Annotated in this window: 15 protein-coding genes; 11 read left to right on the top strand and 4 right to left on the bottom strand. The window is 64.2% G+C overall.

Going from position 1 to position 26,392, the window contains the following annotated elements; genetic code table 11:
• Positions 1-24: 24 nt before the first annotated feature.
• Entirely contained in the window at positions 25-3,978 is a 3,954-nt protein-coding gene (putA, locus tag IFT57_RS19930) for a trifunctional transcriptional regulator/proline dehydrogenase/L-glutamate gamma-semialdehyde dehydrogenase (RefSeq protein ID WP_192152442.1), read from the bottom strand.
• A 393-nt stretch (positions 3,979-4,371) separates the two neighbouring features.
• Between putA and putP the strand changes: the two genes are divergently transcribed.
• Complete coding sequence (gene putP / locus IFT57_RS19925; protein ID WP_192152441.1) at positions 4,372-5,859, top strand: sodium/proline symporter PutP; 1,488 nt, start codon at positions 4,372-4,374, stop codon at positions 5,857-5,859.
• A gap of 219 nt (positions 5,860-6,078) precedes the next feature.
• The gene (locus tag IFT57_RS19920; RefSeq protein ID WP_192152440.1) at positions 6,079-6,918 is read left to right on the top strand and encodes a 23S rRNA (adenine(2030)-N(6))-methyltransferase RlmJ; all 840 of its coding nucleotides are present in this window, start codon (positions 6,079-6,081) and stop codon (positions 6,916-6,918) included.
• Positions 6,919-7,008: 90 nt separating this feature from the next.
• On the opposite strand, the gene IFT57_RS19915 is transcribed toward IFT57_RS19920, so the two are convergent.
• The 3 genes from IFT57_RS19915 to aceE form a co-directional block, all read right to left on the bottom strand.
• On the bottom strand, positions 7,009-9,699 hold the full coding sequence (locus tag IFT57_RS19915) for a sensor domain-containing phosphodiesterase (RefSeq protein WP_192152439.1): 2,691 nt from the start codon (positions 9,697-9,699) through the stop codon (positions 7,009-7,011).
• A 296-nt stretch (positions 9,700-9,995) separates the two neighbouring features.
• Positions 9,996-11,957 (bottom strand): dihydrolipoyllysine-residue acetyltransferase, encoded by a 1,962-nt coding sequence (gene aceF, locus IFT57_RS19910; protein ID WP_192152438.1) that lies wholly within the window; start codon positions 11,955-11,957, stop codon positions 9,996-9,998.
• Between the two features lie 11 nt (positions 11,958-11,968).
• A complete protein-coding gene (gene aceE, locus IFT57_RS19905) occupies positions 11,969-14,614 on the bottom strand; it encodes a pyruvate dehydrogenase (acetyl-transferring), homodimeric type (protein ID WP_122715866.1) in 2,646 nt (881 codons plus the stop codon).
• A gap of 382 nt (positions 14,615-14,996) precedes the next feature.
• Here aceE and glnE point away from each other — a divergent pair, with 382 nt between their 5' ends.
• The 9 genes from glnE (at position 14,997) to IFT57_RS19860 (ending at position 26,343) form a co-directional block, all read left to right on the top strand.
• Positions 14,997-18,026: a bifunctional [glutamate--ammonia ligase]-adenylyl-L-tyrosine phosphorylase/[glutamate--ammonia-ligase] adenylyltransferase gene (glnE, locus tag IFT57_RS19900; RefSeq protein WP_446731217.1), complete on the top strand. Its 3,030-nt coding sequence runs from the start codon at positions 14,997-14,999 to the stop codon at positions 18,024-18,026.
• A 212-nt stretch (positions 18,027-18,238) separates the two neighbouring features.
• Positions 18,239-19,288 (top strand): lipopolysaccharide heptosyltransferase II, encoded by a 1,050-nt coding sequence (gene waaF, locus IFT57_RS19895; protein ID WP_192152437.1) that lies wholly within the window; start codon positions 18,239-18,241, stop codon positions 19,286-19,288.
• Position 19,289: 1 nt separating this feature from the next.
• On the top strand, positions 19,290-20,354 hold the full coding sequence (gene waaC / locus IFT57_RS19890; RefSeq protein ID WP_192152436.1) for a lipopolysaccharide heptosyltransferase I: 1,065 nt from the start codon (positions 19,290-19,292) through the stop codon (positions 20,352-20,354).
• Positions 20,354-21,475 carry a glycosyltransferase family 4 protein gene (locus IFT57_RS19885; protein ID WP_192152435.1) on the top strand — a complete coding sequence of 374 codons (1,122 nt, stop codon included), beginning with the start codon at positions 20,354-20,356 and terminating at the stop codon, positions 21,473-21,475. The genes waaC and IFT57_RS19885 overlap by 1 nt, the downstream gene beginning before the upstream one ends.
• Positions 21,472-22,278, top strand: a complete 807-nt coding sequence (gene rfaP / locus IFT57_RS19880; protein ID WP_192152434.1) for a lipopolysaccharide core heptose(I) kinase RfaP — start codon at positions 21,472-21,474, stop codon at positions 22,276-22,278. Before IFT57_RS19885 ends, rfaP begins: the two co-directional genes overlap by 4 nt.
• The gene (locus tag IFT57_RS19875) at positions 22,278-23,012 is read left to right on the top strand and encodes a lipopolysaccharide kinase InaA family protein (protein ID WP_192152433.1); all 735 of its coding nucleotides are present in this window, start codon (positions 22,278-22,280) and stop codon (positions 23,010-23,012) included. The genes rfaP and IFT57_RS19875 overlap by 1 nt, the downstream gene beginning before the upstream one ends.
• On the top strand, positions 23,009-23,761 hold the full coding sequence (locus IFT57_RS19870; protein ID WP_192152432.1) for a lipopolysaccharide kinase InaA family protein: 753 nt from the start codon (positions 23,009-23,011) through the stop codon (positions 23,759-23,761). Before IFT57_RS19875 ends, IFT57_RS19870 begins: the two co-directional genes overlap by 4 nt.
• Entirely contained in the window at positions 23,761-25,191 is a 1,431-nt protein-coding gene (locus IFT57_RS19865; protein WP_192152431.1) for a lipopolysaccharide kinase InaA family protein, read from the top strand. The genes IFT57_RS19870 and IFT57_RS19865 overlap by 1 nt, the downstream gene beginning before the upstream one ends.
• Positions 25,192-25,353: 162 nt before the next feature.
• On the top strand, positions 25,354-26,343 hold the full coding sequence (locus IFT57_RS19860; RefSeq protein WP_192152430.1) for a PAAR domain-containing protein: 990 nt from the start codon (positions 25,354-25,356) through the stop codon (positions 26,341-26,343).
• Positions 26,344-26,392: the final 49 nt, after the last annotated feature.

The following is a 26,392-nucleotide window of genomic DNA, read 5'->3' as shown; positions in this document are numbered from 1 at the left end:
GGCGTTCTGCTGTGGCCCGAGGGCTCAGCCGATGCTCATCAAGCTCGCATTGCCACCCGCGGCGGCGGTATTGACGCTCAGCGCTCGCTCGATCACCAGGCGCTCCAGGCAGATGCCGGTTTCACCCTGAGACAGGCCATGCACACCGACGATGGCGCCGCTGCGCTTGGCGATCTGCTCGCAGACGGCACGCAGTTGGTCGCTGTCACCGTGATGCAGCACAGCATCGAAGTGCACCTCGTCCTTGTTCCACTCCGGTACCAGCTGGATACGCGCCTGCACTTCCTTGGGCAAACGCATGCGCACGGCCTTGCCCAGCTCGTTGTCGGGCACCACCGCGCGGGAGCCCACGGCCATCACCGCTGCCAGCTGCGCCAGCAGGTCGGCTTCGGTGTCGGCCAGGCACAGCACGTGCTCGCGCGGCAGGATGGTGTAGCTGTTGCGTTCACCGGTGGGGCCATCGAGCAGACGGCTCACGCCACTCTGCGACTGGGCGGCGAATTCGCCGCACAGTTGCGCCAGTTCGGTCTGCTGATTGCTCGAAGCCCAGGCTTGCAGGGCCTGCAACGGCTTGCCCATGGCATCACGCAGACGCACGTCCGGCGCCGTACCGGCATCGGTGCGGGCGAAGGACTGGGCGATGGCGTCGTTTGGCCGCGTCGACAGCAGGCGGTACAGGTACAGCGGGCCACCGGCTTTCGGGCCGGTGCCCGACAGGCCTTCGCCGCCGAACGGCTGCACACCCACCACGGCACCGACGATGTTGCGGTTGACGTAGACGTTACCGGCATGAACGTTGTCGATCACCTTGGCGATGGTTTCGTCGATGCGGGTGTGCACGCCCAGGGTCAGGCCATAGCCGGACGCATTGATCTGGCCGATCAACTGGTCCAGGTCGCGCCGCTTGTAGCGCACCACGTGCAGCACCGGACCGAAGATCTCGCGCTGCAGCTCATCGAAGCTTTCCAGTTCGATCAGGGTCGGCATGACGAAGGTGCCGCGCTTGATCTCGGCACTGTCGGCTATGGCCATCTGGTACACGTCGCGGCCTTTGTCACGCATGCCCTGGATGTGTTTCTCGATACCGGTCTTGGCCTCGGCGTCGATCACCGGGCCGATGTCCACGTTCAGGCGCTCGGGGTTGCCCAGGCGCGCTTCGGCCATGGCGCCCTTGAGCATTTCGATCACACGGTCGGCCGAATCCTCCTGCAGGCAGAGCACGCGCAGGGCCGAGCAACGCTGGCCGGCGGAGTCGAATGCCGAGGAAACGACGTCGATCACCACCTGTTCGGTAAGCGCCGAGGAATCGACGATCATCGCGTTCTGGCCACCGGTTTCGGCGATCAGCGGAATCGGACGACCTTGCGAGTCCAGGCGCCCGGCGATGTTGCGCTGCAGCAACCGCGCCACTTCGGTGGAACCGGTGAACATCACGCCCTTGACCCGCTCGTCGCCCACCAGCCGTGCACCCACGGTTTCACCGCGGCCTGGCAGCAGTTGCAGCACGCCTTCGGGGATACCGGCTTCGAGCAGCAGGCGCACGGCTTGCGCGGCCACCAGCGGGGTCTGCTCCGCAGGTTTGGCCAGCACCGGGTTACCGGCGGCGAGCGCTGCGGCAACCTGGCCACTGAAGATCGCCAGCGGGAAGTTCCACGGGCTGATGCACACCACCGGACCCAGCGGGCGATGGGCATCGTTGCTGAAATCGTTGCGCGCCTGCACCGCGTAGTAGCGCAGGAAGTCCACGGCCTCGCGGACCTCGGCGATGGCGTTGGCGAAGGTCTTGCCGGCTTCGCGGGCGAGCAGCCCCATCAGTGGCTGGATCTCGGCTTCCATCAGGTCTGCGGCACGCTCCAGTACCGCGGCGCGCTCGGCCGGCGGCGTGGCCTGCCAGATCGGGCCGTTGATCATTGCGCACTGGATCGCGTTGTCGACGTCGGTGACGGTGGCTTCTTGCACATGGCCGACCACGTCGCGCAGGTCGGACGGGTTGAGCACCGGTTGGGCCGGTTCGTTGCTGGCTTCGCAGCCCAGCATGGGCAGGGCTTTCCAGTCGGTGTGAGCGGTGGCCAGCAGGGCTGACGACAGTGACGCAAGGCGATGCTCGTTGGCCATGTCGATGCCGGCCGAGTTGGCCCGGTCACTGCCGTACAGATCACGCGGCAGCGGAATGCGCGGATGAGGCAGACCGAACTGGCCCTCCTGGGTCGCCATCCGCTCGATGGTGGCCACCGGGTCGGCGACCAGTTCCTGGATGGAGATGGACTGGTCGGCGATCCGGTTGACGAACGAAGTGTTGGCGCCGTTTTCCAGCAGGCGGCGGACCAGATACGCGAGCAGTGTTTCGTGGGTGCCGACCGGTGCATACACACGGCATGGACGGTTCAGCTTGCCATCGGCCACTTTGCCTACGACCTGTTCGTACAGCGGTTCACCCATGCCGTGCAGGCACTGGAATTCATACTGACCGGGGTAATAGTTCTGACCGGCAATGTGGTAGATGGCCGCCAGCGTGTGGGCGTTGTGGGTCGCGAACTGCGGGTAGATGACTTCCGGCACCGACAGCAGCTTGCGCGCGCAGGCCACGTAGGACACGTCGGTGTACACCTTGCGGGTGTACACCGGGTAGCCTTCCAGCCCCTCGACCTGAGCGCGCTTGATCTCGCTGTCCCAGTAGGCGCCCTTCACCAGGCGGATCATCAGGCGATGACGACTGCGCCGAGCCAGGTCGATGACGTAGTCGATCACGTACGGGCAGCGCTTCTGGTAGGCCTGGATGACGAAACCGATGCCGTTCCAGCCGGTCAGTTGCGGCTCGAAGCACAGGCGCTCGAGCAGGTCCAGCGACAGCTCCAGGCGGTCGGCTTCCTCGGCGTCGATGTTCAGGCCGATGTCGTAGTGCTTGGCCAGCAGGGTCAGCGACAGCAGGCGCGGGTACAGTTCTTCCATGACGCGCTCGTACTGCGCGCGGCTGTAACGCGGGTGCAGCGCCGACAGCTTGATCGAGATACCCGGACCTTCATAGATGCCGCGACCGTGAGAGGCCTTGCCGATCGAGTGGATAGCCTGCTCGTAGGAGGCGAGGTATTTCTGCGCGTCGTGCTCGGTCAGCGCCGCCTCGCCGAGCATGTCGTAGGAGTAGCGGAAACCCTTGTTCTCGAACTTGCTGGCGTTGGCCAGCGCCTCGCCGATGGTTTCACCGGTGACGAACTGTTCGCCCATCAGGCGCATGGCCATGTCGACGCCCTTGCGGATCATCGGCTCGCCGCTCTTGCCGATGATGCGGCTGAGCGACGACGACAGGCCCGATTCGTTGTGCGTCGACACCAGCTTGCCGGTCAGCAGCAAGCCCCAGGTGGCCGCGTTGACGAACAGCGACGGGCTGTTGCCCAGGTGCGGGTGCCAGTTGCCGGTGCTGATCTTGTCGCGGATCAGGGCGTCGCGGGTGCCCTTGTCGGGGATGCGCAGCAGCGCCTCGGCCAGGCACATCAAGGCCACGCCTTCCTGGGAGCTGAGCGAGAATTCCTGCAGCAGGCCCTGAACGATGCCGGCACGGCCGCCGGCGCTTTTCTGGTTGCGCAGCTTCTCGGCAATGCGCGCGGCCAGCTTGTTGGTGGCTTCGGCCATGTCGGCCGGCAGGCGCGCCTGCTCCAGCAGCATCGGCACCACTTCAGGCTCCGGACGGCGGTACGCGCCGGTGATCGCGGCGCGCAGTACCGACTGCGGCAGAATGCTTTCGGCAAATTCGAGGAAGCACTGATGGGCATGGTCGGGCTGGATATCGCCCGCATCGTCACTGCCACTCACCCCGGCGCCGGTCAGTTCGGTCAGCGTCGCGCCGCCTTCCAGCTTCTCCAGATAGTTGAAGATCGCCTGCTTGATCAACCAGTGTGGAGTGCGGTCGATGGACTGCGCGCAAGCCTTGAGGCGTTCGCGGGTCGGGTCGTCCAATTTGACGCCCAGGGTGGTGGTTGCCATTTCTTGTCCTCATCAGGGCCACGGTGCGTGGCAATAAAGCCGGCGGCAAGATTAGCCGTGCGCTTTGCGGGGTGCAACCAGGTGCAACCTGTATATCGACGAAAGTTGCACCGCTCGACGGAAAATCTTTTTGCATGGGTTGAATCTGCACAACGCCGGTGCGGCCAAGTAGCGAGTAGCAGGCGAATGCTCCGAAAGGAAGCAGATGCACCGCGTTTATCCAGATGTTTCCAGAGGTGCAACTTGCTTGCCAAAAGGGGTTGCGCCCGTCTCCAATGCCGGCCTAAAGTTCGGCGCCTTTGGGTCAGCCCTGACGTCTTGCCATCTGCCGACCTGCACAGAGGCGCCGACACGCGCCCGCAGGCTCATAAAAACAACTCGAGGAGACACCCCATGAGTGTCAGCAATCCCACTCTGATCACCTTCGTGATCTACATCGCTGCCATGGTCCTGATCGGCCTGTTCGCCTACCGTTCCACCAACAATCTTTCCGACTACATTCTCGGCGGTCGCAGCCTTGGCAGCGTGGTCACGGCGCTGTCCGCCGGTGCCTCGGACATGAGCGGCTGGTTGCTCATGGGCCTGCCGGGCGCGATCTACATGTCCGGCCTGTCGGAAGGCTGGATCGCCGTCGGCCTGATCATCGGTGCCTACCTGAACTGGCTGTTCGTCGCTGGCCGGCTGCGCGTGCAGACCGAACACAACGGTGACGCCCTGACCCTGCCGGACTATTTCGCCGGGCGTTTCGAAGACACCAGCGGCCTGCTGCGGATCATCTCGGCGGTGGTGATCCTGGTGTTCTTCACCATCTACTGCGCTTCAGGCATCGTCGCCGGCGCGCGGCTGTTCGAAAGCACTTTCGGCATGTCCTACGAGTCCGCGTTGTGGGCCGGCGCCGCCGCTACCATTGCCTACACCTTCGTTGGCGGGTTCCTGGCGGTCAGCTGGACCGACACGGTGCAGGCCACGCTGATGATCTTCGCCCTGATCCTCACACCCATCGTCGTAGTGCTGGCCACCGGCGGCGTCGACACGGCCTTTCTGGCCATCGAGGCGCAGAACCCGGCCAACTTCGACATGCTGCGCGGCACCACCTTCATCGGCATCGTTTCGCTGCTGGGCTGGGGGTTGGGCTATTTCGGCCAACCGCACATTCTTGCCCGCTTCATGGCGGCCGATTCGGTGCGCTCCATTGCCAAGGCGCGGCGCATTTCCATGACCTGGATGATCCTCTGCCTGGGTGGCACCGTGGCCGTGGGTTTCTTCGGCATTGCCTACTTCTCGGCGCACCCCGAGCTGGCCGGTCCGGTCACCGAGAACCACGAGCGGGTATTCATCGAGCTGGCCAAGATCCTCTTCAATCCGTGGATCGCCGGGGTGCTGCTGTCGGCCATTCTGGCCGCGGTGATGAGTACCCTGAGCTGCCAGTTGCTGGTGTGCTCCAGCGCCCTGACCGAAGACTTCTACAAGGCGTTCCTGCGCAAGGGCGCCTCGCAGCGTGAGCTGGTCTGGGTCGGCCGCATGATGGTGCTGCTGGTGGCGCTGGTCGCTATCTGGCTGGCGTCCAATCCCGACAACCGCGTACTGGGCCTGGTCAGCTACGCCTGGGCAGGGTTCGGCGCAGCGTTCGGGCCGGTGGTGCTGATCTCGGTGGTCTGGAAGGGCATGACGCGCAATGGTGCTCTGGCTGGCATCCTGGTCGGCGCGGCGACAGTGATCGTGTGGAAACACTTCGAGCTGCTGGGGTTGTACGAGATCATTCCGGGCTTCGCGTTCGCCAGCCTGGCCATCCTGATCGTCAGCAAGCTGGGCCGCGGGCCGTCGCAGGCCATGGTCAGTCGCTTCGAACGCGCCGAGGCGGCGTTCCACCATGGCAAGTGATGCTTTGTCCTGCCTAGGAGCGGCCAATGTGGGAGCGGTCCGTGGCCGCGAAAAGCACACCGCGGTGCGTCAGTGAGCACGCGTTGCCTGTTTCGCGGCCGATGACCGCTCCCACGGCGTTCGTGTGGGAGCGGTCATCGGCTGCAAAACGGCTCTGTTCCCCACACCGCAAAAAACCCATCTGAAATGCTAGACTCCTGCCCATCTGCAGGAGTCCCCATGAACTATCGTCATGCCTTCCACGCCGGCAATCACGCCGACGTGTTCAAACATATCGTCCTCACCCGGTTGGTTGCGCTGATGTCGCGCAAGGAACAGCCGTTTACCTACATCGACACCCACGCCGGCCTCGGCCTCTACGACCTCCACGGTGACCAGGCCACGCGCACCGGCGAATGGCTCGAAGGCATCGCCCGCCTGTGGCAGGCCACCGATCGCCCGGCGCTGACCGACGACTACGTCAAGGTCATCAACCGTCTCAATACCGAAGGCGAACTGCGTTACTACCCCGGCTCGCCCGAACTGGCGCGCCGGCTGATGCGCCAGCAGGACCGTGTGCTGCTCAACGAGAAGCACCCCGAAGACGGCCAGTTGCTCAAAGAAAACATGAAGAAGGACCCGCGTGTGGCCGTGCACCTGGGCGAGGGCTGGCACGTGCCGCGGGCCCTGCTGCCGGTGGCCGAAAAGCGCGCGGTGATGCTGATCGATCCGCCGTTCGAGCAACTCGACGAGCTCAAGCGCTGTGCCACTGCCCTGAAGGAAACCATCGGCCGTATGCGCCAGACCGTGGCGGCCATCTGGTACCCGATCAAGGATGACGAGCGCTCGCTCAAGCGTTTCTATCAGGACCTGACCAGCACCGGCGCGCCGAAGCTGCTGCGCGTGGAATTGCTGGTGCACCCGCTGGACACACCGCAGAGCCTGAACGGTTCGGGACTGGTGATTGCCAACCCGCCGTGGGGCCTGGAAGAAGAACTGAACGCGCTGATGCCCTGGTTGGCCAACCTGCTCGGCCAGCGCCAGGGCGGCTGGAAGATGGACTGGCTGATCGCCGAGTGACCTTCAGGGCGTGAGGCGCGACACGTCGCGCACTACCCTGGCGAGTGGTTGGTCAGGTCTGCGGCTGATCCGTCTCGGCACAGTGCAAGGTCAGGCCTGTGGCCCGCGTGGATAGCGTTTGAGCCGTTCGATCAGCTCAGCGCCGGGAATCGGCTTGTCGAACAGGTAGCCCTGGCCGACGTCGCAGCGCTGACGACGCAGAAAGGCCAGTTGTGCGGCGGTCTCGATGCCCTCGGCCACGACCTTGAGCTTGAGGTTGTGCGCCATGGCGATCACCGCCGAGGTGATCTCCATATCGTCCTGGTTGTCCGGGATTTCATGGATGAAGCTGCGATCGATCTTGATCACATCGATGGGGAATTTCTTCAGGTAGCTGAGCGAGGAATACCCCGTGCCGAAGTCATCCATGGCCAGGGTCATGCCTAGCTGCTTGAGCTGTTCGAGCTGCTGGTGGGTATCCACGGTGGCTTCCAGCAGCAGGCCCTCGGTCAGTTCCAACTCCAGCAGCGAGGCGTCAAGCGCCTCTTCCTGCAGAATACTGGCGATGGACGCGACCAGGTCGGGATCGGAAAACTGCTTGGGTGACAGATTGATCGCCACCTGCAGGCGACCCAGCCCGGCCGCGGTGAGGGCTTTGCTCATGCGGCAGGCCTGACGCGCGATCCATTTGCCGATGGGGATGATCAAACCGGTTTCTTCAGCCACGCTGATGAACTGATCGGGACGAATCATGCCCTTTTCCGGATGGTTCCAGCGCAGCAGCGCCTCCATGCCCAGCAGGCGACCCGAGCGCAGGCACAGCTTGGGCTGGTAGAACACATCCAGTTCGTTCTGGGTCAGGGCGCGGCGCAGGTTGTTCTCCACGAACAGCTTGTAGCTGGCCTCGGCGTTCAGCGCCTCGGTGAACACCTGCACCTGATGCTTGCCGTTGGCCTTGGCCTTGTGCAGCGCAAGGCCTGCGTTCTTCATCAGGGTCTGCGGGTCGCATCCATGCAGCGGCGCACAGGCAAGGCCCACGGAGCCGGTGACGTTGATCAACTGGTTATCCACGAACATCGGCTTGTCCAGCGTCAGCAGCACCTGCTGGGCAATGCGCTGGCCAGCTTCCAGGTCGGTGTCGTGAAGCAGCACGGCGAACTCGTTGCTGGCAAAACGTGCCAGGCTGCCGGCCGGACTCAGGCTGTTGCGCAGCCGTCGCGACAGGCTGACCAGCAGCTTGTCGCCAGTCTGGTGGCCGAGGCTGTCGTTGATCCGTTTGAAGTTGTCGATGTCCACCAGCATCATGCTGATCGGCCGGTCACTGTTGTGGGCGAAGCTTTCGTCCAGGCTGCGGATGAACGCCGGACGGTTGCCCAGGTTGGTCAGATTGTCGGTGTAGGCCAGGCGCTCGATGCGCTGCTGGGCCAGCTTGCTCTGGGTGATGTCTTCGTAGATGCCGATGTAATGGGTCAGCTCACGGTCGTCGCCGTACACCTTGGAAATCGACAGCTGGCCCCAATAGGGTTCCAGGTTCTTGCGACGGCTCTTGAATTCGCCTTGCCAGCTGTTGCCGTTGGCCAGGCTCGAAGGCGCGTCGAACAGCAGCTCGCTGAGGTTTTCCAGCGCTGGCAGATCGGCCAGGCGCTTGCCGTGGACTTCCTCGGTGCTGTATTGGGTGATCGCGGTGAAGCTGGGGTTGACGTACTCGACCACGCCGTCGCAGTTGACCAGCAGAAAGGCATTGGCGCTTTGCTCGACCGCGCGCTGGAACAGATTCAAGGCGCTGGTGGCTGCACGACGGTCGTGGTTGTTGATCACCTGGGCGAACTGGTCGGCAAGCTCGCCGGCGAAGGCGATTTCGTCCGCACGCCAGACACGCCCGCTGCCACTCTGCTCCAGGCACAGCACGCCGACCACCTGGCCGTCGATACGAATGCTGGCATCGAGCACCGAACTGACATCGCGCATCGCCAGTTGCTGGGCAAGCTGACGCGTGCGCGGGTCGCTGGCCACGTCGCTGGCGTCGATGGCGCGGCTGGCGTGCAGGGCCGCCAGGTAATCGGGAAACTCACACAGGTCCACAGGTTGCAGACAGCCGTGGACCTGTCGATCACCGTAGTAGGCGGTAATGGGCAACAGCTGCTGGCCTTGCAGCGTCCACAGGCTGGCACAGTCCACCGCATAGATATCGCAGGCGTTGCGCGTGATCAGTTCGGCTGCCTCAAGCAGCGGCTTGTGGGTCCCGTAGCGCTGTTGCGCCAGGCTCAGGATCAATGCCTGCTGGGCGCTGGCACGTTCCATGTGCTGCAGTTGTTCCTGTTGCGCCCGCTGGTTCAGTTCCAGCGCCATCTGCAGCGGACTGCCCGCGTTGGCCGGTGTCAGGCTGGTCTCGACCAGGCTGTCGACAGCTGCGTCGACGACCATCAAGTAGCCACGCAACAACTGCCGATTGCGTTGGCGAAAGGCTTCGCCCAGTTCCATCAGGTGCAGGCTGCCATGGTTGCTGTGCAAGGTGTAACGCACGGTGTAGTGGGCACTGTCGACCAACTGCGCCTGGATGGCATCGTGCAGACGGTGCCGGGCCTCGGGCTCCATCAGGCTGGCGTACGGCGAGCCGGTCAGCGAGCACAGCTGCGCGGCAGGAAGACCGAAGGTTCGTTCGCAGGCCGGATCCAGATAAAGCAGCGCCCAGTTGGCCTCGTTCAGCCGTTCGAAACGCAGCATTCCCAGGCGCGAGGGCACCGGCAGTTGCGTCACTACCTCGGCCACCATGCGGTTGGCGGCATCGGGCTGGCTTTTCATTGAAAACTCGCTTCAAGAGTACTGGTCGCGCAGAGACAACGATCCCTACAGGCTAGGGTCCCTACAGGCGGGCGCGTCAGGCAAGGTTGCATCATGGCGCCCGGGCTTACAAGCGGTACAGTGGCTCGGTGCTTCCATGTTGTCGGCAGGCGCACAAAATTCTGCAATTGGATCCGAAAATACTGGGTTCATGGGGGCATTAGCGTCTGTGTCGCACACTGGTTGTGAGCTTCAGAGGCAAATTCGGGGCAAAAAAAACCCACCGGTAACGGTGGGTTTCTTTCATCCGGCCAGCCTTACAGCAGCATGGTGCGGATATCGGTCAGCAACTCGCCCAGACGCTTGGTGAAACGTGCAGCGGCCGCGCCGTTGATCACACGGTGATCGTAGGACAGCGACAGCGGCAGCATCAGCTTGGGTTGGAACGCCTTGCCATCCCAGACAGGCTGGATGGTGGCCTTGGAGACACCCAGGATCGCCACTTCCGGCGCGTTGACGATCGGCGTGAAGCCGGTGCCGCCAATGTGCCCGAGGCTGGAGATGGTGAAGCAGGCACCCTGCATGTCGTCCGCCGAGAGCTTCTTGGTCCGGGCCTTTTCGGCCAGGGCGGCGGCTTCGGCAGCCAGTTGCAGCAGGCTCTTCTGATCGACGTTCTTGATCACCGGCACCAGCAGGCCGTCCGGCGTATCGACCGCGAAGCCGACGTTGACGTACTTCTTGCGAATGATCGCCTTGCCACTCGGCGCCAGCGAAGCGTTGAAGTCCGGCAGTTCCTTGAGCAGGTGCGCACAGGCCTTGAGCAGCAATGGCAGCACGGTCAGCTTGACGCCGGCCTTTTCCGCCACGGCTTTCTGCGCCACGCGGAACGCTTCCAGCTCGGTGATATCGGCCTGGTCGAACTGCGTCACGTGGGGCACGTTCAGCCAGCTGCGGTGCAGGTTGGTGGCACCGGCCTGCATCAGGCGGGTCATCGGCACTTCTTCGGTTTCGCCGAAGCGGCTGAAGTCGACCACCGGGATCGGTGGAATGCCAGCACCACCGGTGGCGCCGGCAGCAGCGGCCGGTGCCTCCTTGGCCTTGAGCATCATCGCCTTGACGTAGACCTGCACGTCTTCCTTGAGGATGCGACCGTGCGGGCCGGTCGGGCTCACCGCGTTCAGCTCGACACCGAACTCGCGCGCCAATTGGCGAACGGCCGGGCCGGCATGCACCTTGGCACCGGCCGGTGCGGCTGGTGCTGCGGGTGCAGCAGCAGGCTTCTCGGCAGCCGCTGGGGCCGGCGCGGGCTTGGATTCAGCCGCCGCTGCGGCAGGGGCAGCCGCCTGGGCAGGCGCTGCGGGGGCTGCACCGGCCACTTTCAGCTTGAGAATCAGGTCGCCGGTACCCACTTCGTCTTCCAGCTTGACGCTGACGCTTTCGACCACGCCGGCAGCCGGAGAAGGGATCTCCATGCTGGCCTTGTCCGATTCCAGGGTGATCAGCGACTGGTCGGCTTCGACCGTGTCGCCGGCCTTGACCAGTACTTCGATGATCTTGGCCTTGCCGGCCGAACCGATGTCCGGCACGTGGATGTCCTGCACGCTGTCGCCGGCAGGCGCTGCGGCCGGCTTTTCAGCCGCTGCAGGCGCTGCTGCGGCAGGTGCGGGGGCAGCGGCGGCCGGGGCAGCAGCAGGAGCTGCGCCTTCGACCGCAAGCTTGAGGATCAGGTCACCGGTGCCGACTTCGTCGTTCAGCTTGACGCTGATGCTTTCCACCACACCTGCGGCCGGCGATGGAATTTCCATGCTGGCCTTGTCCGACTCCAGGGTAATCAAGGACTGATCGGCGGTGACGGTGTCACCGACCTTCACCGAGATCTCGATGATCTGCGCCTTGCCCGACGAACCGATATCCGGCACGTGGATGTCCTGGCTCGAAGCTGCGGCAGCGGGAGCGGCGGCTGGGGCAGCGGCGGGCGCGGCCTCGGCTTTCTCTTCCAGCTTTGGCGCAGCGGCAGGCTCGGAGGCCTGGGGCGCTTCTTCAGCACCCTCGACGTCCAGCTCCAGCAGTTCGTCGCCTTCTTTCAGGCGGTCGCCCAGCTTGACCTTGATGCTTTTCACGACGCCCGCCTTGGGCGCCGGCACTTCCATGCTGGCCTTGTCCGACTCGAGGGTCAGCAGGCTCTGCTCCGCCTCGATGCGGTCGCCGACCTTGACCAGCAATTCAATGACTTCACCTTCACCGCTGCCGATGTCAGGTACGCGAATGAGTTCGCTCACAAAAAATCTCCTCAGCAGTCCAGTGGGTTGCGTTTGTCAGGGTCGATACCGAACTTGACGATGGCCTCGGCCACCACCTTGGCTTCGATATCGCCGCGATCTGCCAAGGCTTCCAGAGCAGCCAGCACGACGAAGTTGCGGTCCACTTCGAAGAAGTGACGCAGCTTCTTGCGGCTGTCGCTGCGACCGAAGCCATCGGTACCCAGGACTTTGAATTCCTTGGAAGGAACCCACTGACGAATCTGCTCGGCGAACAGCTTCATGTAGTCGGTAGAGGCAATGACCGGACCCTTGCGGCCGCTCAGGCACTCTTCGACGTAGGTGGTCTGCGGCTTCTGCCCAGGGTGCAGGCGGTTCGAACGCTCGACGGCCAGGCCGTCGCGGCGCAGTTCGTTGAAGCTGGTGACGCTCCACACGTCGGCGCCGACGTTGAACTCTTCGCGCAGGATCTTCGCCGCTTCGCGGACTTCACGCAGGATGGTGCCCGAGCCCAGCAACTGGACGTGGTGCGCCGCTTCCTTGGTGTCTTCCTCGAGCAGGTACATGCCCTTGATGATGCCTTCCTCGGCGCCGGCCGGAATGGCAGGCTGGGTGTAGGCTTCGTTCATCACGGTGATGTAGTAGAAGATGTCCTGTTGCTCTTCGGTCATCTTCTTCATGCCGTCCTGGATGATCACCGCCAGCTCGTAGCCGTAGGTGGGGTCATAGGTGCGGCAGTTGGGGATGGTCGCGGCAAGCAGATGGCTGTGGCCGTCTTCGTGCTGCAGGCCTTCGCCGTTCAGGGTGGTACGGCCGGCGGTGCCGCCGATCATGAAGCCACGGGTGCGGCTGTCGCCAGCGGCCCAGGCCAGGTCGCCGATACGCTGGAAACCGAACATCGAGTAGAAGATGTAGAACGGCAGCATCGGCTGGTTGTGGTTGCTGTACGACGTACCGGCGGCGATGAACGACGACATGGCGCCGGCTTCGTTGATGCCTTCCTCGAGGATCTGGCCTTTCTTGTCCTCGCGGTAGAACATCACCTGGTCCTTGTCGACCGGATCGTACAGCTGACCGACGGAGGAGTAGATGCCCAGCTGGCGGAACATGCCTTCCATACCGAAGGTACGGGCCTCGTCCGGGATGATCGGAACGATGCGCTGACCGATTTCCTTGTCCTTGACCAGCTGCGACAGAATCCGCACGAATGCCATGGTGGTGGAAATTTCACGGTCGCCCGAACCGTCCAGGATCGCCTTGAGCGTTTCCAGGGGTGGCGTCGGAATGCTGAAGCTCTTGGCTCGGCGCTGCGGCACGAAACCGCCCAAGGCGGCGCGGCGCTCGCTCAGGTAGCGGGCTTCGGCGCTGCCTTCTTCGGGCTTGTAGAACGGCATGCTTTCCAGCTCGTCGTCCTTGATGGGTACGTCGAAGCGGTCGCGGAATTTGCGCAGGCTGTCGACGTCGACCTTCTTGGTGTTGTGCGCGGTGTTCTTGGCTTCGCCTGCACCGGTGCCGTAACCCTTGATGGTCTTGGCCAGGATGACGGTCGGCTGATCCTTGTGGTTCACCGCCTGATGGTAGGCTGCATAGACCTTGTACGGGTCGTGGCCACCACGGTTGAGCTTCCAGATCTCGTCGTCGGACAGGTCGGCGACCATGGCCTTGAGTTCCGGCGAGTTGAAGAAGTGCTCACGGACGAACGCGCCGTCCTTGGCCTTGTAGTTCTGGTACTCGCCGTCGATGACTTCGTCCATGCGACGCTGCAGGATGCCGTCGACGTCTTTTGCCAGCAGTGGGTCCCAGAAGCGGCCCCACACGACTTTGTTGACGTTCCAGCCACCGCCACGGAACACGCCTTCCAGTTCCTGGATGATCTTGGCGTTGCCGCGAACCGGGCCGTCGAGGCGCTGCAGGTTGCAGTTGATGACGAAGATCAGGTTGTCCAGCTTCTCGCGGCCTGCCAGGGAGATCGCGCCCAGGGATTCGGGCTCGTCGCACTCGCCGTCGCCCATGAAGCACCAGATCTTCTGCTTGCCGGCAGGGATGTAGCCGCGGGCTTCCATGTACTTCATGAAGCGCGCCTGGTAGATCGCCTGGATCGGACCCAGACCCATGGAAACGGTCGGGAACTGCCAGAAATCAGGCATCAGCCAAGGGTGCGGATACGAAGACAGACCCTTGCCGTCCACTTCCTGGCGGAAGTTGTTCATCTGGTCTTCGCTGATGCGGCCTTCCATGAAGGCGCGTGCGTAGACGCCAGGCGAAGCGTGGCCCTGGAAGTAGATGAGGTCGCCGCCGTGTTCGTCGGTCGGAGCCTGGAAGAAGTAGTTGAAGCCGATGTCGTACAGGGTCGCGCTGGAGGCGAAGCTGGAAATGTGGCCGCCCAGGTCCGGGTCGCGCAGGTTGGTGCGCACCACCATCGCCAATGCGTTCCAACGCACCAACGAGCGAATGCGGCGTTCCATGAACAGGTCGCCAGGCATGCGTGCTTCGTGGGTGACGGGGATGGTGTTGCGGTACGGCGTGGTGATGGCGTAGGGGAGTTGTGAACCACTGCGGGTGGCCAACTCGCCCATGCGGGTCATCAGGTAGTGAGCGCGGTCTTCGCCTTCTTTGTCGAGGACCGACTCCAGGGCATCCAGCCATTCCTGGGTTTCGACGGGATCGAGGTCTTGCATGGCTTGCTCCAGGGCGGAAAGGCTTCCAGAATCGAAGCCTGAGTTTGCGACTGGCCTTGTGGGCAGACGATATTGAATTCTTGGATTACCGGCAGCTTTTCCGGCGAGCTGTAGTTTTACTACAAATCCCTGCCCTTTTCATGCCCCTGCGGGCGGTGGGCAGCCGGGTAGACACAGGATACAGGCTTTTGGCCCCCTGTCCGGTTGTGGGTTGGATCGTTACCTGTGATCGAATGTATTCATCTTGGGGCTAAGCGTGAGTGACTTCTGCCAAGTTCTGAAGAAAGTCAGCTATTTATCACCTTTGTTCGACAGTTCAGGGACAGATGAACCTGTCTATACAGACCTTTACCGGGCTCTTCACGCTGCACAAGGATAGACCATGAACCTGCCTTTGCTGGTCGAAATTCCGGCCGTTCTCATGCCGTTGGTGTCGCGCAATCGCGAGTCGTTCCAGGCGGCTGTTGCGGGGGCTGGGGCCCCGTTCGCGGCCGCTGACCGCTCCCACAGTGGACCCCCACACTGCATGGACCCCGTGGGAGCGGTCAGTGGCCGCGAAGAGGGCTCCCCAGTCACCACCCCCCTCAACTGGCCCACCGAGCGCTGGCAACAATGGGACCGCGTCACCACCGCCAGCGATTTCGTCCTGCAGCAGGCCATCCAGAACCCCGCCATGCTGCTCGACCTCATCGCCAGCGGCGACCTCGACCGTCCCTTCAACCCCGGTGAACTGCGCGAGCAGATCGCCCTCGCCGTGGCCCAGACCGACGGCGAAGATGACCTCGCCCGCACCCTGCGCCGCCAGCGTGCGCGGCAGCAGGTGCGCATCATCTGGCGCGACCTGAACCGCCTCGCCGACCTGGTGCAGACCTGCCGCGACCTGTCGGACATGGCCGACGCCTGCATCGACCAAGCCTATCAATGGCTGTACCCGCGCCAATGCCAGCAATTGGGTACGCCCATGGGCCGGCGCAGCGGCGAGCAGCAGCACATGGTGGTGCTGGGCATGGGCAAGCTGGGCGCAGTGGAGCTGAACCTGTCGTCCGACATCGACCTGATCTTCGGCTATCCCGAAGGCGGCGAAACCCAGGGGGCCAAGCGTCCTCTGGACAATCAAGAGTTCTTCATCCGCCTTGGCCAGCGGCTGATCAAGGCCCTGGACCCGATCACCGTCGACGGCTTCGTCTTCCGCGTCGACATGCGCCTGCGTCCTTACGGCTCATCCGGTGCGCTGGTGCTCAGCTTCAACGCGCTGGAGCAGTACTATCAGGACCAGGGCCGCGACTGGGAACGCTACGCGATGATCAAGGCGCGGGTGGTGGCCGGCGACCAGCAGGCCGGTGCGCAGTTGCTCGACATGCTGCGACCGTTCGTCTATCGCCGCTACCTGGATTTCTCCGCCATCGACGCCTTGCGCACCATGAAGCAACTGATCCAGCAGGAAGTGCGGCGCAAGGGCATGGCCGACAATATCAAGCTGGGCTCGGGCGGCATCCGTGAAGTCGAATTCATCGCCCAGGCATTTCAGTTGATCCACGGCGGGCGTGACCTGAGCCTGCAGCAGCGGCCCTTGCTCAAGGTGCTGAAGACCCTGGAGGGGCAGGGCTATCTGCCTGCTGCGGTAGTGGACGAACTGCGCGAGGGCTATGAATTCCTGCGTTACACCGAGCACGCCATCCAGGCCATTGCCGACCGGCAGACACAGATGCTCCCCGACGATGAACGGGACCGTGCGCGCATCGCCTTCATGATGGGTTTCGCTGATTGGCCAGCGTTCCACACGCGCCTGATGCACTGGCGCGGCCGGACCGCCTGGCACTTCGCGCAAGTGATCGCCGACCCGGACGAAGACGCCGAAACCAGCGAGGCAATGGTGATCGGCGGCGAGTGGCTGCCACTGTGGGAAGAAACCCATGACGCCGATTCGGCTTGCCGGCAATTGCAGGAAGCCGGTTTCAGCGACGCGCGCCAGGCGCTCAAGCGTCTTGAAGACCTGCGCGGCAGTCCGCAACTTCGCGCCATGCAGCGCCTGAGCCGCGAGCGCCTGGATGCTTTCATTCCGCGCCTGCTGGCCCAGGCGGTGGAACACGCCGACCCGGACCTGATTCTGGAGCGGGTGCTGCCGCTGGTAGAAGCCGTGGCGCGGCGTTCGGCGTATCTGGTGCTGCTGACGGAGAATCCCGATGCGCTGCGGCGCCTGCTGACCCTGTGCGCGGCCAGCCCGTGGATCGCCGAACAGATTGCGCGATTCCCGTTGCTGCTCGACGAGCTGCTCAACGAAGCGCGGCTGTTCAACCCGCCGTTGGCACCGGAGCTGGCCGCCGAGTTGCGTGAACGGCTCACGCGCATCCCCGAGGACGATCTGGAACAGCAGATGGAAGCGCTGCGCCATTTCAAGCTGGCGCACAACCTGCGCGTAGCCGCTTCGGAAATCGCCGGTGGCTTGCCACTGATGAAGGTCAGCGATTACCTGACCTGGCTGGCCGAGGCGATTCTTGCGCAAGTGCTGGCCCTGGCCTGGCGGCAGACCGTGGCGCGCCATGGCGTGCCCAAGCGGGCCGATGGCAGTGATTGCGATCCGGCCTTTGTCATCGTCGGTTATGGCAAGGTCGGTGGCATCGAGCTGGGCCATGGCTCGGACCTGGACCTGGTGTTCATCCACGATGGCGACCCGAGCCTGGAAACCGACGGCGCCAAGCCGATCGACAGCGCTCAGTTCTTCACCCGCCTGGGCCAGCGCATCATTCACCTGCTGACCGCGCAGACCAACTCCGGTCAACTGTACGAAGTCGACATGCGCCTGCGTCCCTCCGGTGCGGCGGGGCTGCTGGTCAGCTCGGTGGCGGCGTTCTCGCGCTACCAGCAGACCGAGGCGTGGACCTGGGAGCACCAGGCGCTGGTGCGCGCCCGGGTGCTGGTAGGCTGCCGCCAGACGGGCGCCGAGTTCGAGCAGGTGCGTGGCGCCGTGCTGGCCAAACCGCGCGACCTGGATACGCTGCGTACCGAGGTCAGCGAGATGCGCGCGAAGATGCGTGACAACCTCGGTACGCGCCAGACCGCAGCGGGACGAGGCGCCAATGCCTTCGAAGCTGGCCAGCGCTTTGACGTCAAGCAAGACGCCGGTGGTATCGTCGATATCGAATTTATGGTGCAATACGCGGCTCTGGCGTGGTCGGGCAAGCACCCGGACCTGCTGCGATACACCGACAACATTCGCATTCTCGAAGGCCTGGAAGAGGCCGGATTGTTGCCCGCCGCCGATGCGGGGTTGCTGCGTGAGGCCTACAAGGCCTACCGCTCGGCCGCCCATCGCCAGGCCCTGCAGAAGCAGGCCGGGGTGATCCCGGGCAATCAGTTCATCGACGAACGGCGCGAGGTGATGCGGATCTGGGGTGAGCTGGGGTTGAGCTGAAGGCGGTACCCACCTATTTGCCCCGTAGGAGCGGCCAGTGGCCGCGAACAGGGCTCCGCGGTTTTTCAGGCACTGCGCGGCGCCTGTTTCGCGGCCGATGACCGCTCCTACGGGTGACCCCGATCCCTGTAGGAGCGGTCCGTGGCCGCGAAAAGGCTGGCACCGAAATCCCTGGCACCACCGCACCACCCGACTGACTGTTCTGGAAAACTATGAGAATTCTGATCATTGGGCCCAGCTGGGTCGGTGACATGGTAATGGCACAGACCCTGTTCCAGAGCCTCAAGCAACGGCACCCCGACTGCCTGATCGACGTGCTGGCGCCTGAATGGAGCCGCCCGATTCTGGAGCGCATGCCCGAAGTGCGCGCAGCCTTGAGCTTTCCGCTCGGCCACGGCGAGCTCGAGCTGGCCACGCGCCGACGCATCGGCAAAAGCCTCAAGGGTCAGTACGACCAGGCCATTCTGTTGCCCAACTCACTGAAGTCGGCGCTGGTGCCGTTCTTCGCCGGCATCCCCCAGCGCACCGGCTGGCGCGGCGAATTTCGCTACGGCCTGCTAAACGATGTGCGCACGCTGGACAAGCAACGCTACCCATTGATGATCGAGCGCTTCATGGCCCTGGCCTTCGAGCCTGGCGCCCTGTTGCCGCAACCCTATCCACGCCCCGAGCTGCGCATCGACCCAGCCAGCCGCGACGCTGCCCTGGCCAAGTTCGGCCTGGCCCTGGATCGTCCGGTGCTTGCCCTGTGCCCCGGGGCCGAGTTCGGCGAAGCCAAGCGCTGGCCGTCCGAGCACTACGCCGAAGTGGCCGAAATCAAGATCCGTGAAGGCTGGCAGGTCTGGCTGTTCGGCTCCAAGAAAGACTTCCCGGTGGGCGAGGCCATCCGCGAGCGGCTGATTCCCGGCCTGCGCGAGGAAGCCTACAACCTGTCCGGTGAAACCGCGCTGGCCGAGGCCATCGACCTGATGTCGTGCGCCGACGCCGTGGTGTCCAACGATTCGGGCCTCATGCACGTGGCCGCCGCGCTCAACCGGCCGCTGGTGGCCGTGTACGGCTCGACCTCGCCCGGCTTCACGCCACCCCTGGCAGAAAAAGTCGAAGTGGTGCGCCTGGGTCTGGATTGCAGCCCGTGCTTCGACCGTACCTGCCGCTTCGGCCACTACAATTGCCTGCGCCTGCTGGAACCCCAGCGGGTTGCCGATGCATTGCAGCAGGTGGAAGGGCCGGCCACGGTCGAACTGACAGTCAAGGCGGAATGAATTGCGGGTATTGCTGATCAAGACCTCGTCCATGGGCGACGTTATTCATACCCTTCCGGCGCTGACCGATGCGGCGCGGGCCGTGCCGGGCATTCGTTTCGACTGGGTGGTGGAGGAGGGCTTCGCCGAGATCCCGAAATGGCATCCGGCCGTGGACACGGTCATTCCGGTGGCCATACGCCGCTGGCGCAAGAACCTCTGGCAAACCTACAAGAGCGGCGAATTCAAGCAGCTGCGCCAGCGCCTGCGCGCCAACCGTTACGACCTGGTGATCGACGCCCAGGGGCTGCTCAAGAGCGCCTGGCTGACGCGTCTGGTCAAGGCTCCGGTGGCCGGCCTCGACAAAGGCTCTGCGCGCGAAAGCCTGGCCAGCCGTTTCTATCATCGGCGTTTGGCCGTCGCGCGTGGCCAGCACGCGGTCGAACGCGTGCGCCAGCTGTTCGCCCTGGCACTGGGCTATGACCTGCCCAAGGGCACTGGCGACTACGGCCTCAATCGCCTGCAGTGGCGCGACTTGATTCCCGGCCCGGCGTTCGTGGTGTTCCTGCACGGCACCACCTGGGACACCAAGCACTGGCCGGAAGCCTACTGGCGCGAGCTGGCCGAACGCCTGGGGCATGCCCACATTCAGGTGCGTTTGCCGTGGGGCAATGAAGCCGAACAGGCGCGCGCGCAGCGCATTGCCGCGGGCCTGAAGAACTGCGTGGTGCTGCCTCGGTTGAACCTGGCCGGAATGGCGCAGACCCTGGCCGAGGCGCGCGCCTGCGTGGCGGTCGACACCGGCCTTGGCCACCTGGCCGCCGCCCTCGACGTGCCGACCATCTCCCTGTTCGGCCCGACCAACGTTGGCCTGACCGGTGCCTACGGTCGCGGCCAGATTCACCTGGCCAGCGACTTCCCCCCCTGCGCGCCGTGCCTGCAGAAAACCTGTACCTACCAGCCGACGCCGGAAGACCAGCGTCGGTTCGATCTCAAACGCGAGTGGCCGCTGTGTTTCACCCGGCTCGACCCCGAGCGCGTGGCAAGCCGACTGAGCACCGTGTTACTGGCCGAGGATCTCCGCTGATGCAACTGGCATTCGTGCTCTACAAGTATTTTCCCTTCGGTGGCCTGCAGCGCGATTTCATGCGCATCGCCCTTGAGTGCCAGCGCCGTGGCCACAGCATCCGCGTCTATACGCTGATCTGGGAAGGCGAGGTGCCCGAAGGTTTCGAGGTCCACGTCGCGCCGGTCAAGGCGTTCTTCAACCACCGGCGCAACGAGAAGCTGCTCAGCTGGATGCAGGCCGACCTGGCCAAGCGCCCGGTAGACCGCCTGATCGGCTTCAACAAGATGCCCGGGCTGGACGTCTACTACGCGGCCGACGGCTGCTACGAAGACAAGGCGCAGAACCTGCGTCATTCGCTGTACCGCTACTGGGGGCGCTACAAGCATTTCGCCGACTACGAGCGGGCCGTGTTCGGCCGCGATGCCAAAACCGAAATCCTGATGATTTCCGAGGTCCAGCAACCGCTGTTCATCAAGCATTACGACACCCCGCTGGCACGCTTTCACCTGCTGCCGCCAGGCATTGCCCACGACCGTCGTGCGCCGCCGGACGCTGCGTTGATTCGCGCCGAGTTCCGTGGCGAATTCATGCTTGAGGACGACGAGCTGCTGCTGGTGCAGATCGGCTCCGGCTTCAAGACCAAGGGCGTGGACCGCAGCCTCAAGGCCATGGCAGCCTTGCCAGCGGCGCTGCGCAAGCGCGTGCGGCTGATGGTCATCGGCCAGGACGATCCCAAGCTGTTCCAGATGCAGAGCGCAGCGCTCGGCCTGGGCGACCGGGTGCAGTTCCTCAAGGGCCGCAGTGACATTCCGCGCTTCCTGCTCGGCGCCGATGTGCTGATTCACCCCGCCTACAACGAGAACACCGGCACGGTGCTGCTCGAAGCGGTGGTGGCTGGCTTGCCGGTGCTGGTCTCGGCGGTGTGCGGCTATGCCCATTACATTGCCCAGGCCGATGCCGGGCTGGTGCTCAGCGAGCCTTTCGAGCAGGAAGAACTCAACCGCTACCTGCAGCGCATGCTCGAAGACGACGGCGCCCGCGCGACCTGGTCGGCCAATGGCCTGGCGTTCGCCGACAGCGCCGACATCTACAGCATGCCCGAGCATGCCGCCGACGTTATTCTGGAGGCGCGACCATGAAACTGGTGCTCGACGAGCCGTTCAAGACGCTGTGGGCCGGGCGCGATCCCTTCGTGGCCGTCGAGGCGCTGCAAGGCGAAGTGTTCCGCGAACTCGAAGCACGTCGCACGCTGCGCACCGAAGTCGACGGCAAGGGCTATTTCGTCAAGATCCACCGTGGCGTGGGCTGGGCGGAAATCGCCAAGAACCTGCTCACCGCCAAGCTCCCGGTGCTCGGCGCCGGCCAGGAATGGAAAGCCATTCAACGCCTGCGCGAAGCCGGTGTACCGAGCATGACGGCGGTGGCCTACGGCGAGCGCGGCAGCAACCCGGCCGATCAGCACTCGTTCATCATCACCCAGGAGCTGGCGCCTACCATCGACCTGGAAGTGCTGAGCCTGAATTGGGCCAAGCAGCCGCCGCAACCGGCGCTCAAGCGCGCGCTGATCGCCGAGGTGGCGCGCCTGGTCGGCATGATGCACCGCGCTGGAGTGAATCACCGCGACTGCTACATCTGCCACTTTCTGCTGCACACCGACAAGCCGGTCAAGGCCGATGATTTCAAGCTCTCGGTGATCGATCTGCACCGTGCCCAGGTACGTCCGCGCATCACTCGCCGCTGGCGCGACAAGGACCTCGCCGCGCTGTATTTCTCGGCGCTGGACATCGGCCTGACGCGCCGCGACAAGCTGCGCTTCCTGCGCGACTATTTCCAGCAGCCCCTGCGCCGTGTGCTCAAGGAAGAAGCAGTGCTGCTCGGCTGGCTCGACGGCAAGGCGAATAAACTGTACGACCGCAAATTGCGCTACGGGGATGCTCTCTGATGGCGGGCTGGAACCTGGAAGGGGGCTACGCGCACCTGCAGGCCGACTTCGGCAGCCTGGACAGCGTGTTCGCCCTCACCGGCGAGCGCCTGACCCGCGACCCGCTGTCCGAGGTGATTCGCGTGCAGCGCGGTGGGGTCAACTATTACGTCAAACGCTACGTGGGCGCCGGCAAGGGCCTGCGCGCGCACTTGGGCAAGCCACGGGTGAAGGCCGAATGGCAGAACCTCAAGCGCTTCGCCAAGTGGGGCATTCCCACTGCCGAAGTGGTGGCCTGGGGCCTGGAACGCAACGGCGCCAGCTATGACCGCGGGGCGCTGATCACCCGCGAACTGGCCAACACCCAAGACCTGCACCAACTGGCGCTGAGCGACGATCCGCGGTTGCGCAACCGGGCCTGGGTCGACCACATCAGTCGGCAGTTGGCGCAGCATACGCGCACGCTGCACGACAACCACTTCACCCACAACGATCTGAAGTGGCGCAACCTGCTGGTGGACGACAAGGACGTGCTGTACTTCATCGACTGTCCCAATGGTGCTTTCTGGCGCAGCTTCATGCTGCGCTATCGCATCATCAAGGACCTCGCCTGCCTGGACAAACTGGGCAAGAGCGAACTGTCCAACACCCAGCGCCTGCGCTTCTACCTGCAGTACCGCCGCCGCGAAAAGCTCAATGCCTCGGACAAGCTGCGTGTGCGCAAAATCGTCAAATTCTTCGAGGGCCGCGAATGAGCGACTTCATCGCCAGCGAGGAGCGCGCCTTGCTGGAGCGCCACGGGCTGGCCACATTCGATGCACTGTGGAACCTGCAACTGGACGCCGTGGACGAACCCAACACCGGCCGTGGCGGCTGGAGCAGCGTGTATCGCCTGGACCTGGAAGGCCGCGGTTTCTACCTCAAGCGGCAAAGCAACTATTTGACCCGCACCCTGGCCCGGCCCTTCGGCGAGCCAACCTTCGCCCGCGAGTTTCGCAACATCAGCCGCTATCGCAAGCAGGGCATCCCGGCGTTGCAGGCGGTGTTCTACGGTCAGCGCCAGGTTCAGGGTGAAACCCGTGCCATGCTCATGACCCGAGCGCTGGATGGCTGGTCCGACCTCGAAGCGGTGCTGCAGCAGTGGCCCACCCTGGCCCCCGAAGAGCGTCGCGCGGTGCTGGTGGCCTGTGGCGAGCTGGGCCGCATTCTGCATTCGGCGGGGCAGGTGCATGGCTGCTTCTACCCCAAGCACATCTTCCTGCGCGCCACGGCGAGCGGGTATCAGGCGCAATTGATCGACCTGGAAAAGACTCGGCCATTGCTGTTCGGCCAGCGCGACCGCGCCAAGGACCTCGAACCATTGCTGCGCCGGGCACCGCGCTGGCAGTCTGCAGACATTCGCGTATTACTGGCCGCGTACCTGGCCCAGCCCGAAGCCAGCCCTCTGGTCGATGCCTGGCTTCAACGTTTGAGCCGCCGTCGCAACCACAAGGAAGGCCGCTGATGCGCCTGTCTGAACTGACCCAAGCCGGCCGCACCCCCGCGTTGCCCCTGAGCATCACGCTGGCCGATGCCGCCGGCCCTGCCGAGCTGCAACTGCTGACCCTCCTGCGCGTCCTGCCCGGCCAGCGCTACGTCGGCGCCGGTATCTGGCGTGGCCGCACCGTGCTCGCCAAACTGCTGGTCGGCAGCAAGGCCGCCCGGCATTTCCAGCGCGAACTGGAGGGCGTGCGTCTGCTTGCCGAACAACGCCTGACCACCCCGCAACTGCTCGCCGACGGCCTGCAGGAAGGCGAGGGTGGCTGGCTGCTGTTCGAGTACCTGGAAAATGCCCACAGCCTGGCCGACGAATGGGCCCGCGTGGAAACCCTGCCACCTCTGGCTGACGAACAAACCGCCGTGCTCGGCGAAGCCCTCGGTGTCATCGGCCAGATGCACGGCAAGGGCCTGTGGCAACAAGACCTGCACCTGGACAACCTGCTGCGCCACAGCGGCCAGGTGTTCCTCATCGACGGCGCTGGCATTCAGGCCGAACAGGTCGGCAAGCCGCTGTCACGGCAGAAGGTCCTGGAAAACCTTGGCGTGTTCTTCGCCCAACTGCCCAAGCACCTTGAACCCTTCACCGAAGAGCTGCTGGTGTATTACCTGCTGGCCAACGGCGAACACGGCCTGCCCATGGAAGCGCTGCAGAAGCAGATCGACAAGGTCCGCGCCTGGCGCCTGAAGGACTATCTGAGCAAAGTGGGCCGCGACTGCAGCCTGTTCAGCGTGCAGGACAGCGCCTCCAGCCTGCGCGCCATTCGCCGCGAAGAAGAGGCGGCCCTGCTGCCAGTGTTGCGCGATGCCGATGCCCTGCTCGAACAGGGTCATATCTACAAGACCGGCGGCGCCGCCACGGTCGGCCGCGTGCACAGCCAAGGCCGCGACCTGCTGATCAAGCGCTACAACATCAAGAATCTGCTGCACTGGGCCAAGCGCTTCTGGCGGCCGAGCCGTGCCTGGCATTCGTGGGTCGAGGGCAACCGCCTGCTGTTCCTCGGCATCGCCACGCCCAAGCCCTTGGGTGTGCTTGAGAAGCGCACGTTGTGGTTGCGCCGCGAGGCCTTTCTGGTGACCGAACACCTGAGCGGCCCGGACCTGATCGAAGCCTTCGCCGAACATGTCGACACAGGTGACGTTCCCGAGGATCAGCTCCAGGCCCTGGACCAGCTGTTCGCCGACCTGATTCGCGAACGCATCAGCCACGGCGACCTCAAGGGCCACAACCTGTTCTGGCACGACGGCCGCTGGGCGCTGATCGACCTGGACGCCATGCAGCAACACGCCAGCGACAGCAGCTTCGCACCCGCCCACCAGCGCGACCGTGAACGGTTGCTGCGCAACTGGCCCGAAGGTAGCGCCCTGCGCACCCTGCTGGATCTGCGCCTGCCCTGAGGGCGTTTGCCGAGGCGTCGAGGTGTAACGTGCGACCGTAGATCAGGACATTTCCCGCGTCGCCGTGGGACAGGTCCTACAGACTTACTTCCATTACTCCCGGAAACTCCTGTCGCTTGGCGGCCCCCTTGCGGGCCAACGGCAGAGCAGAGGGACTTGGACATGACAGTAGGGTACTTCATACGGTTGGGTGACAAGACATCGTGCGGCGGCACGGTCCTTGGCGGCGAGCGCGGCGTTACGGTGTCGTGCGAAGGCGATCGCGTGTCGTGCGGACAACACAGCGGCGAATTCCACATCGTCGGCGGCGTGGAGCAGCTCAAGAGCAACGGCAGGCGCGTTGCTGGCAGCCTCGACAGCACCAGCAGCTGTAGCTGCAATGCGCTGCTCATCCCGTCCTCGTTCAGCACCCAGTACGAGTCTCTGCGTCAGATCAAACCGCGGCTTGCCGCCGTGCCCCGCGCGCAGACGGCGCGCAACTGCGGTCACCCGGACCAGTTGCTGTCGATCACCACCTACATGGCCGGCGAGATCAACCGCAACGTTCGTCATGCCACCGTGGCCAGGATCAGGCAGCTCAATCGCTACGATGTCACCCAGGCCACCCGCACCTACAACGCGCTGCCCTGGCACGCGCGTTGGTGGGCACGCGATCCACAGCACGTAGCCAAGGCGTGCAAGGACGAAGCCGTGGCTCTATGGGTCGTGCAGATGGACAACAACCGCGAGTGGAATTACCGCGCCAAGGTCGCGCAACTGCAGAGCTCCACGTGGCACAAGCAGGGCCGCTATCTCTATCACGTCGGTCTGTGGGCAGGTGTTCACTACGGCTATCTGGGCATGGCGGCGGGCTTTCGTCCCGGTGTGCTGGTCGACGGCATCGACGCCCACACGCCGCTGGAACAGCGTCGCACCCTGCGCCACTGCCGTACCACAGCCGAGCGCCTGGCGATCAACATCGGCGTGGAGCTGCACAAGCGCCATCCCGAAGGCTTGCTCACGGCCAAGGCCATGATCAATGCAGTGCTCGCTGCCGAGCAGGAGAACTGGGGCGCGGGCAGGCGCGAGCATCGCTGCGCGGGTAGCGTCCGGCAGCCCGCCGCGTCGATTCATGCCTTGCCCTGGTGCGCGCCGCAGGTGCCAACCATGTAGGCGAGCCTTGCTCGCGCGGCTGCTTAAGCTAGGCCTCCCGAACCTGCGA

The organism is Pseudomonas sp. CFBP 13719 (genome assembly GCF_014842095.1).
Classification (GTDB): domain Bacteria; phylum Pseudomonadota; class Gammaproteobacteria; order Pseudomonadales; family Pseudomonadaceae; genus Aquipseudomonas.
This window is presented reverse-complemented; position numbering and strand designations above follow the sequence as displayed.

Coding starts and splice junctions, on each gene's coding strand:
- IFT57_RS19860 (WP_192152430.1), top strand. CDS start 25,354: ATGACAGTAGGGTACTTCATACGGTTGGGTGACAAGACATCGTGCGGC.
- IFT57_RS19870 (WP_192152432.1), top strand. CDS start 23,009: ATGAGCGACTTCATCGCCAGCGAGGAGCGCGCCTTGCTGGAGCGCCAC.
- IFT57_RS19920 (WP_192152440.1), top strand. CDS start 6,079: ATGAACTATCGTCATGCCTTCCACGCCGGCAATCACGCCGACGTGTTC.
- putA (WP_192152442.1), bottom strand. CDS start 3,978: ATGGCAACCACCACCCTGGGCGTCAAATTGGACGACCCGACCCGCGAA.
- waaF (WP_192152437.1), top strand. CDS start 18,239: ATGAGAATTCTGATCATTGGGCCCAGCTGGGTCGGTGACATGGTAATG.
- IFT57_RS19885 (WP_192152435.1), top strand. CDS start 20,354: ATGCAACTGGCATTCGTGCTCTACAAGTATTTTCCCTTCGGTGGCCTG.
- glnE (WP_446731217.1), top strand. CDS start 14,997: ATGAACCTGCCTTTGCTGGTCGAAATTCCGGCCGTTCTCATGCCGTTG.
- IFT57_RS19915 (WP_192152439.1), bottom strand. CDS start 9,699: ATGAAAAGCCAGCCCGATGCCGCCAACCGCATGGTGGCCGAGGTAGTG.
- putP (WP_192152441.1), top strand. CDS start 4,372: ATGAGTGTCAGCAATCCCACTCTGATCACCTTCGTGATCTACATCGCT.
- rfaP (WP_192152434.1), top strand. CDS start 21,472: ATGAAACTGGTGCTCGACGAGCCGTTCAAGACGCTGTGGGCCGGGCGC.
- IFT57_RS19865 (WP_192152431.1), top strand. CDS start 23,761: ATGCGCCTGTCTGAACTGACCCAAGCCGGCCGCACCCCCGCGTTGCCC.
- aceE (WP_122715866.1), bottom strand. CDS start 14,614: ATGCAAGACCTCGATCCCGTCGAAACCCAGGAATGGCTGGATGCCCTG.
- IFT57_RS19875 (WP_192152433.1), top strand. CDS start 22,278: ATGGCGGGCTGGAACCTGGAAGGGGGCTACGCGCACCTGCAGGCCGAC.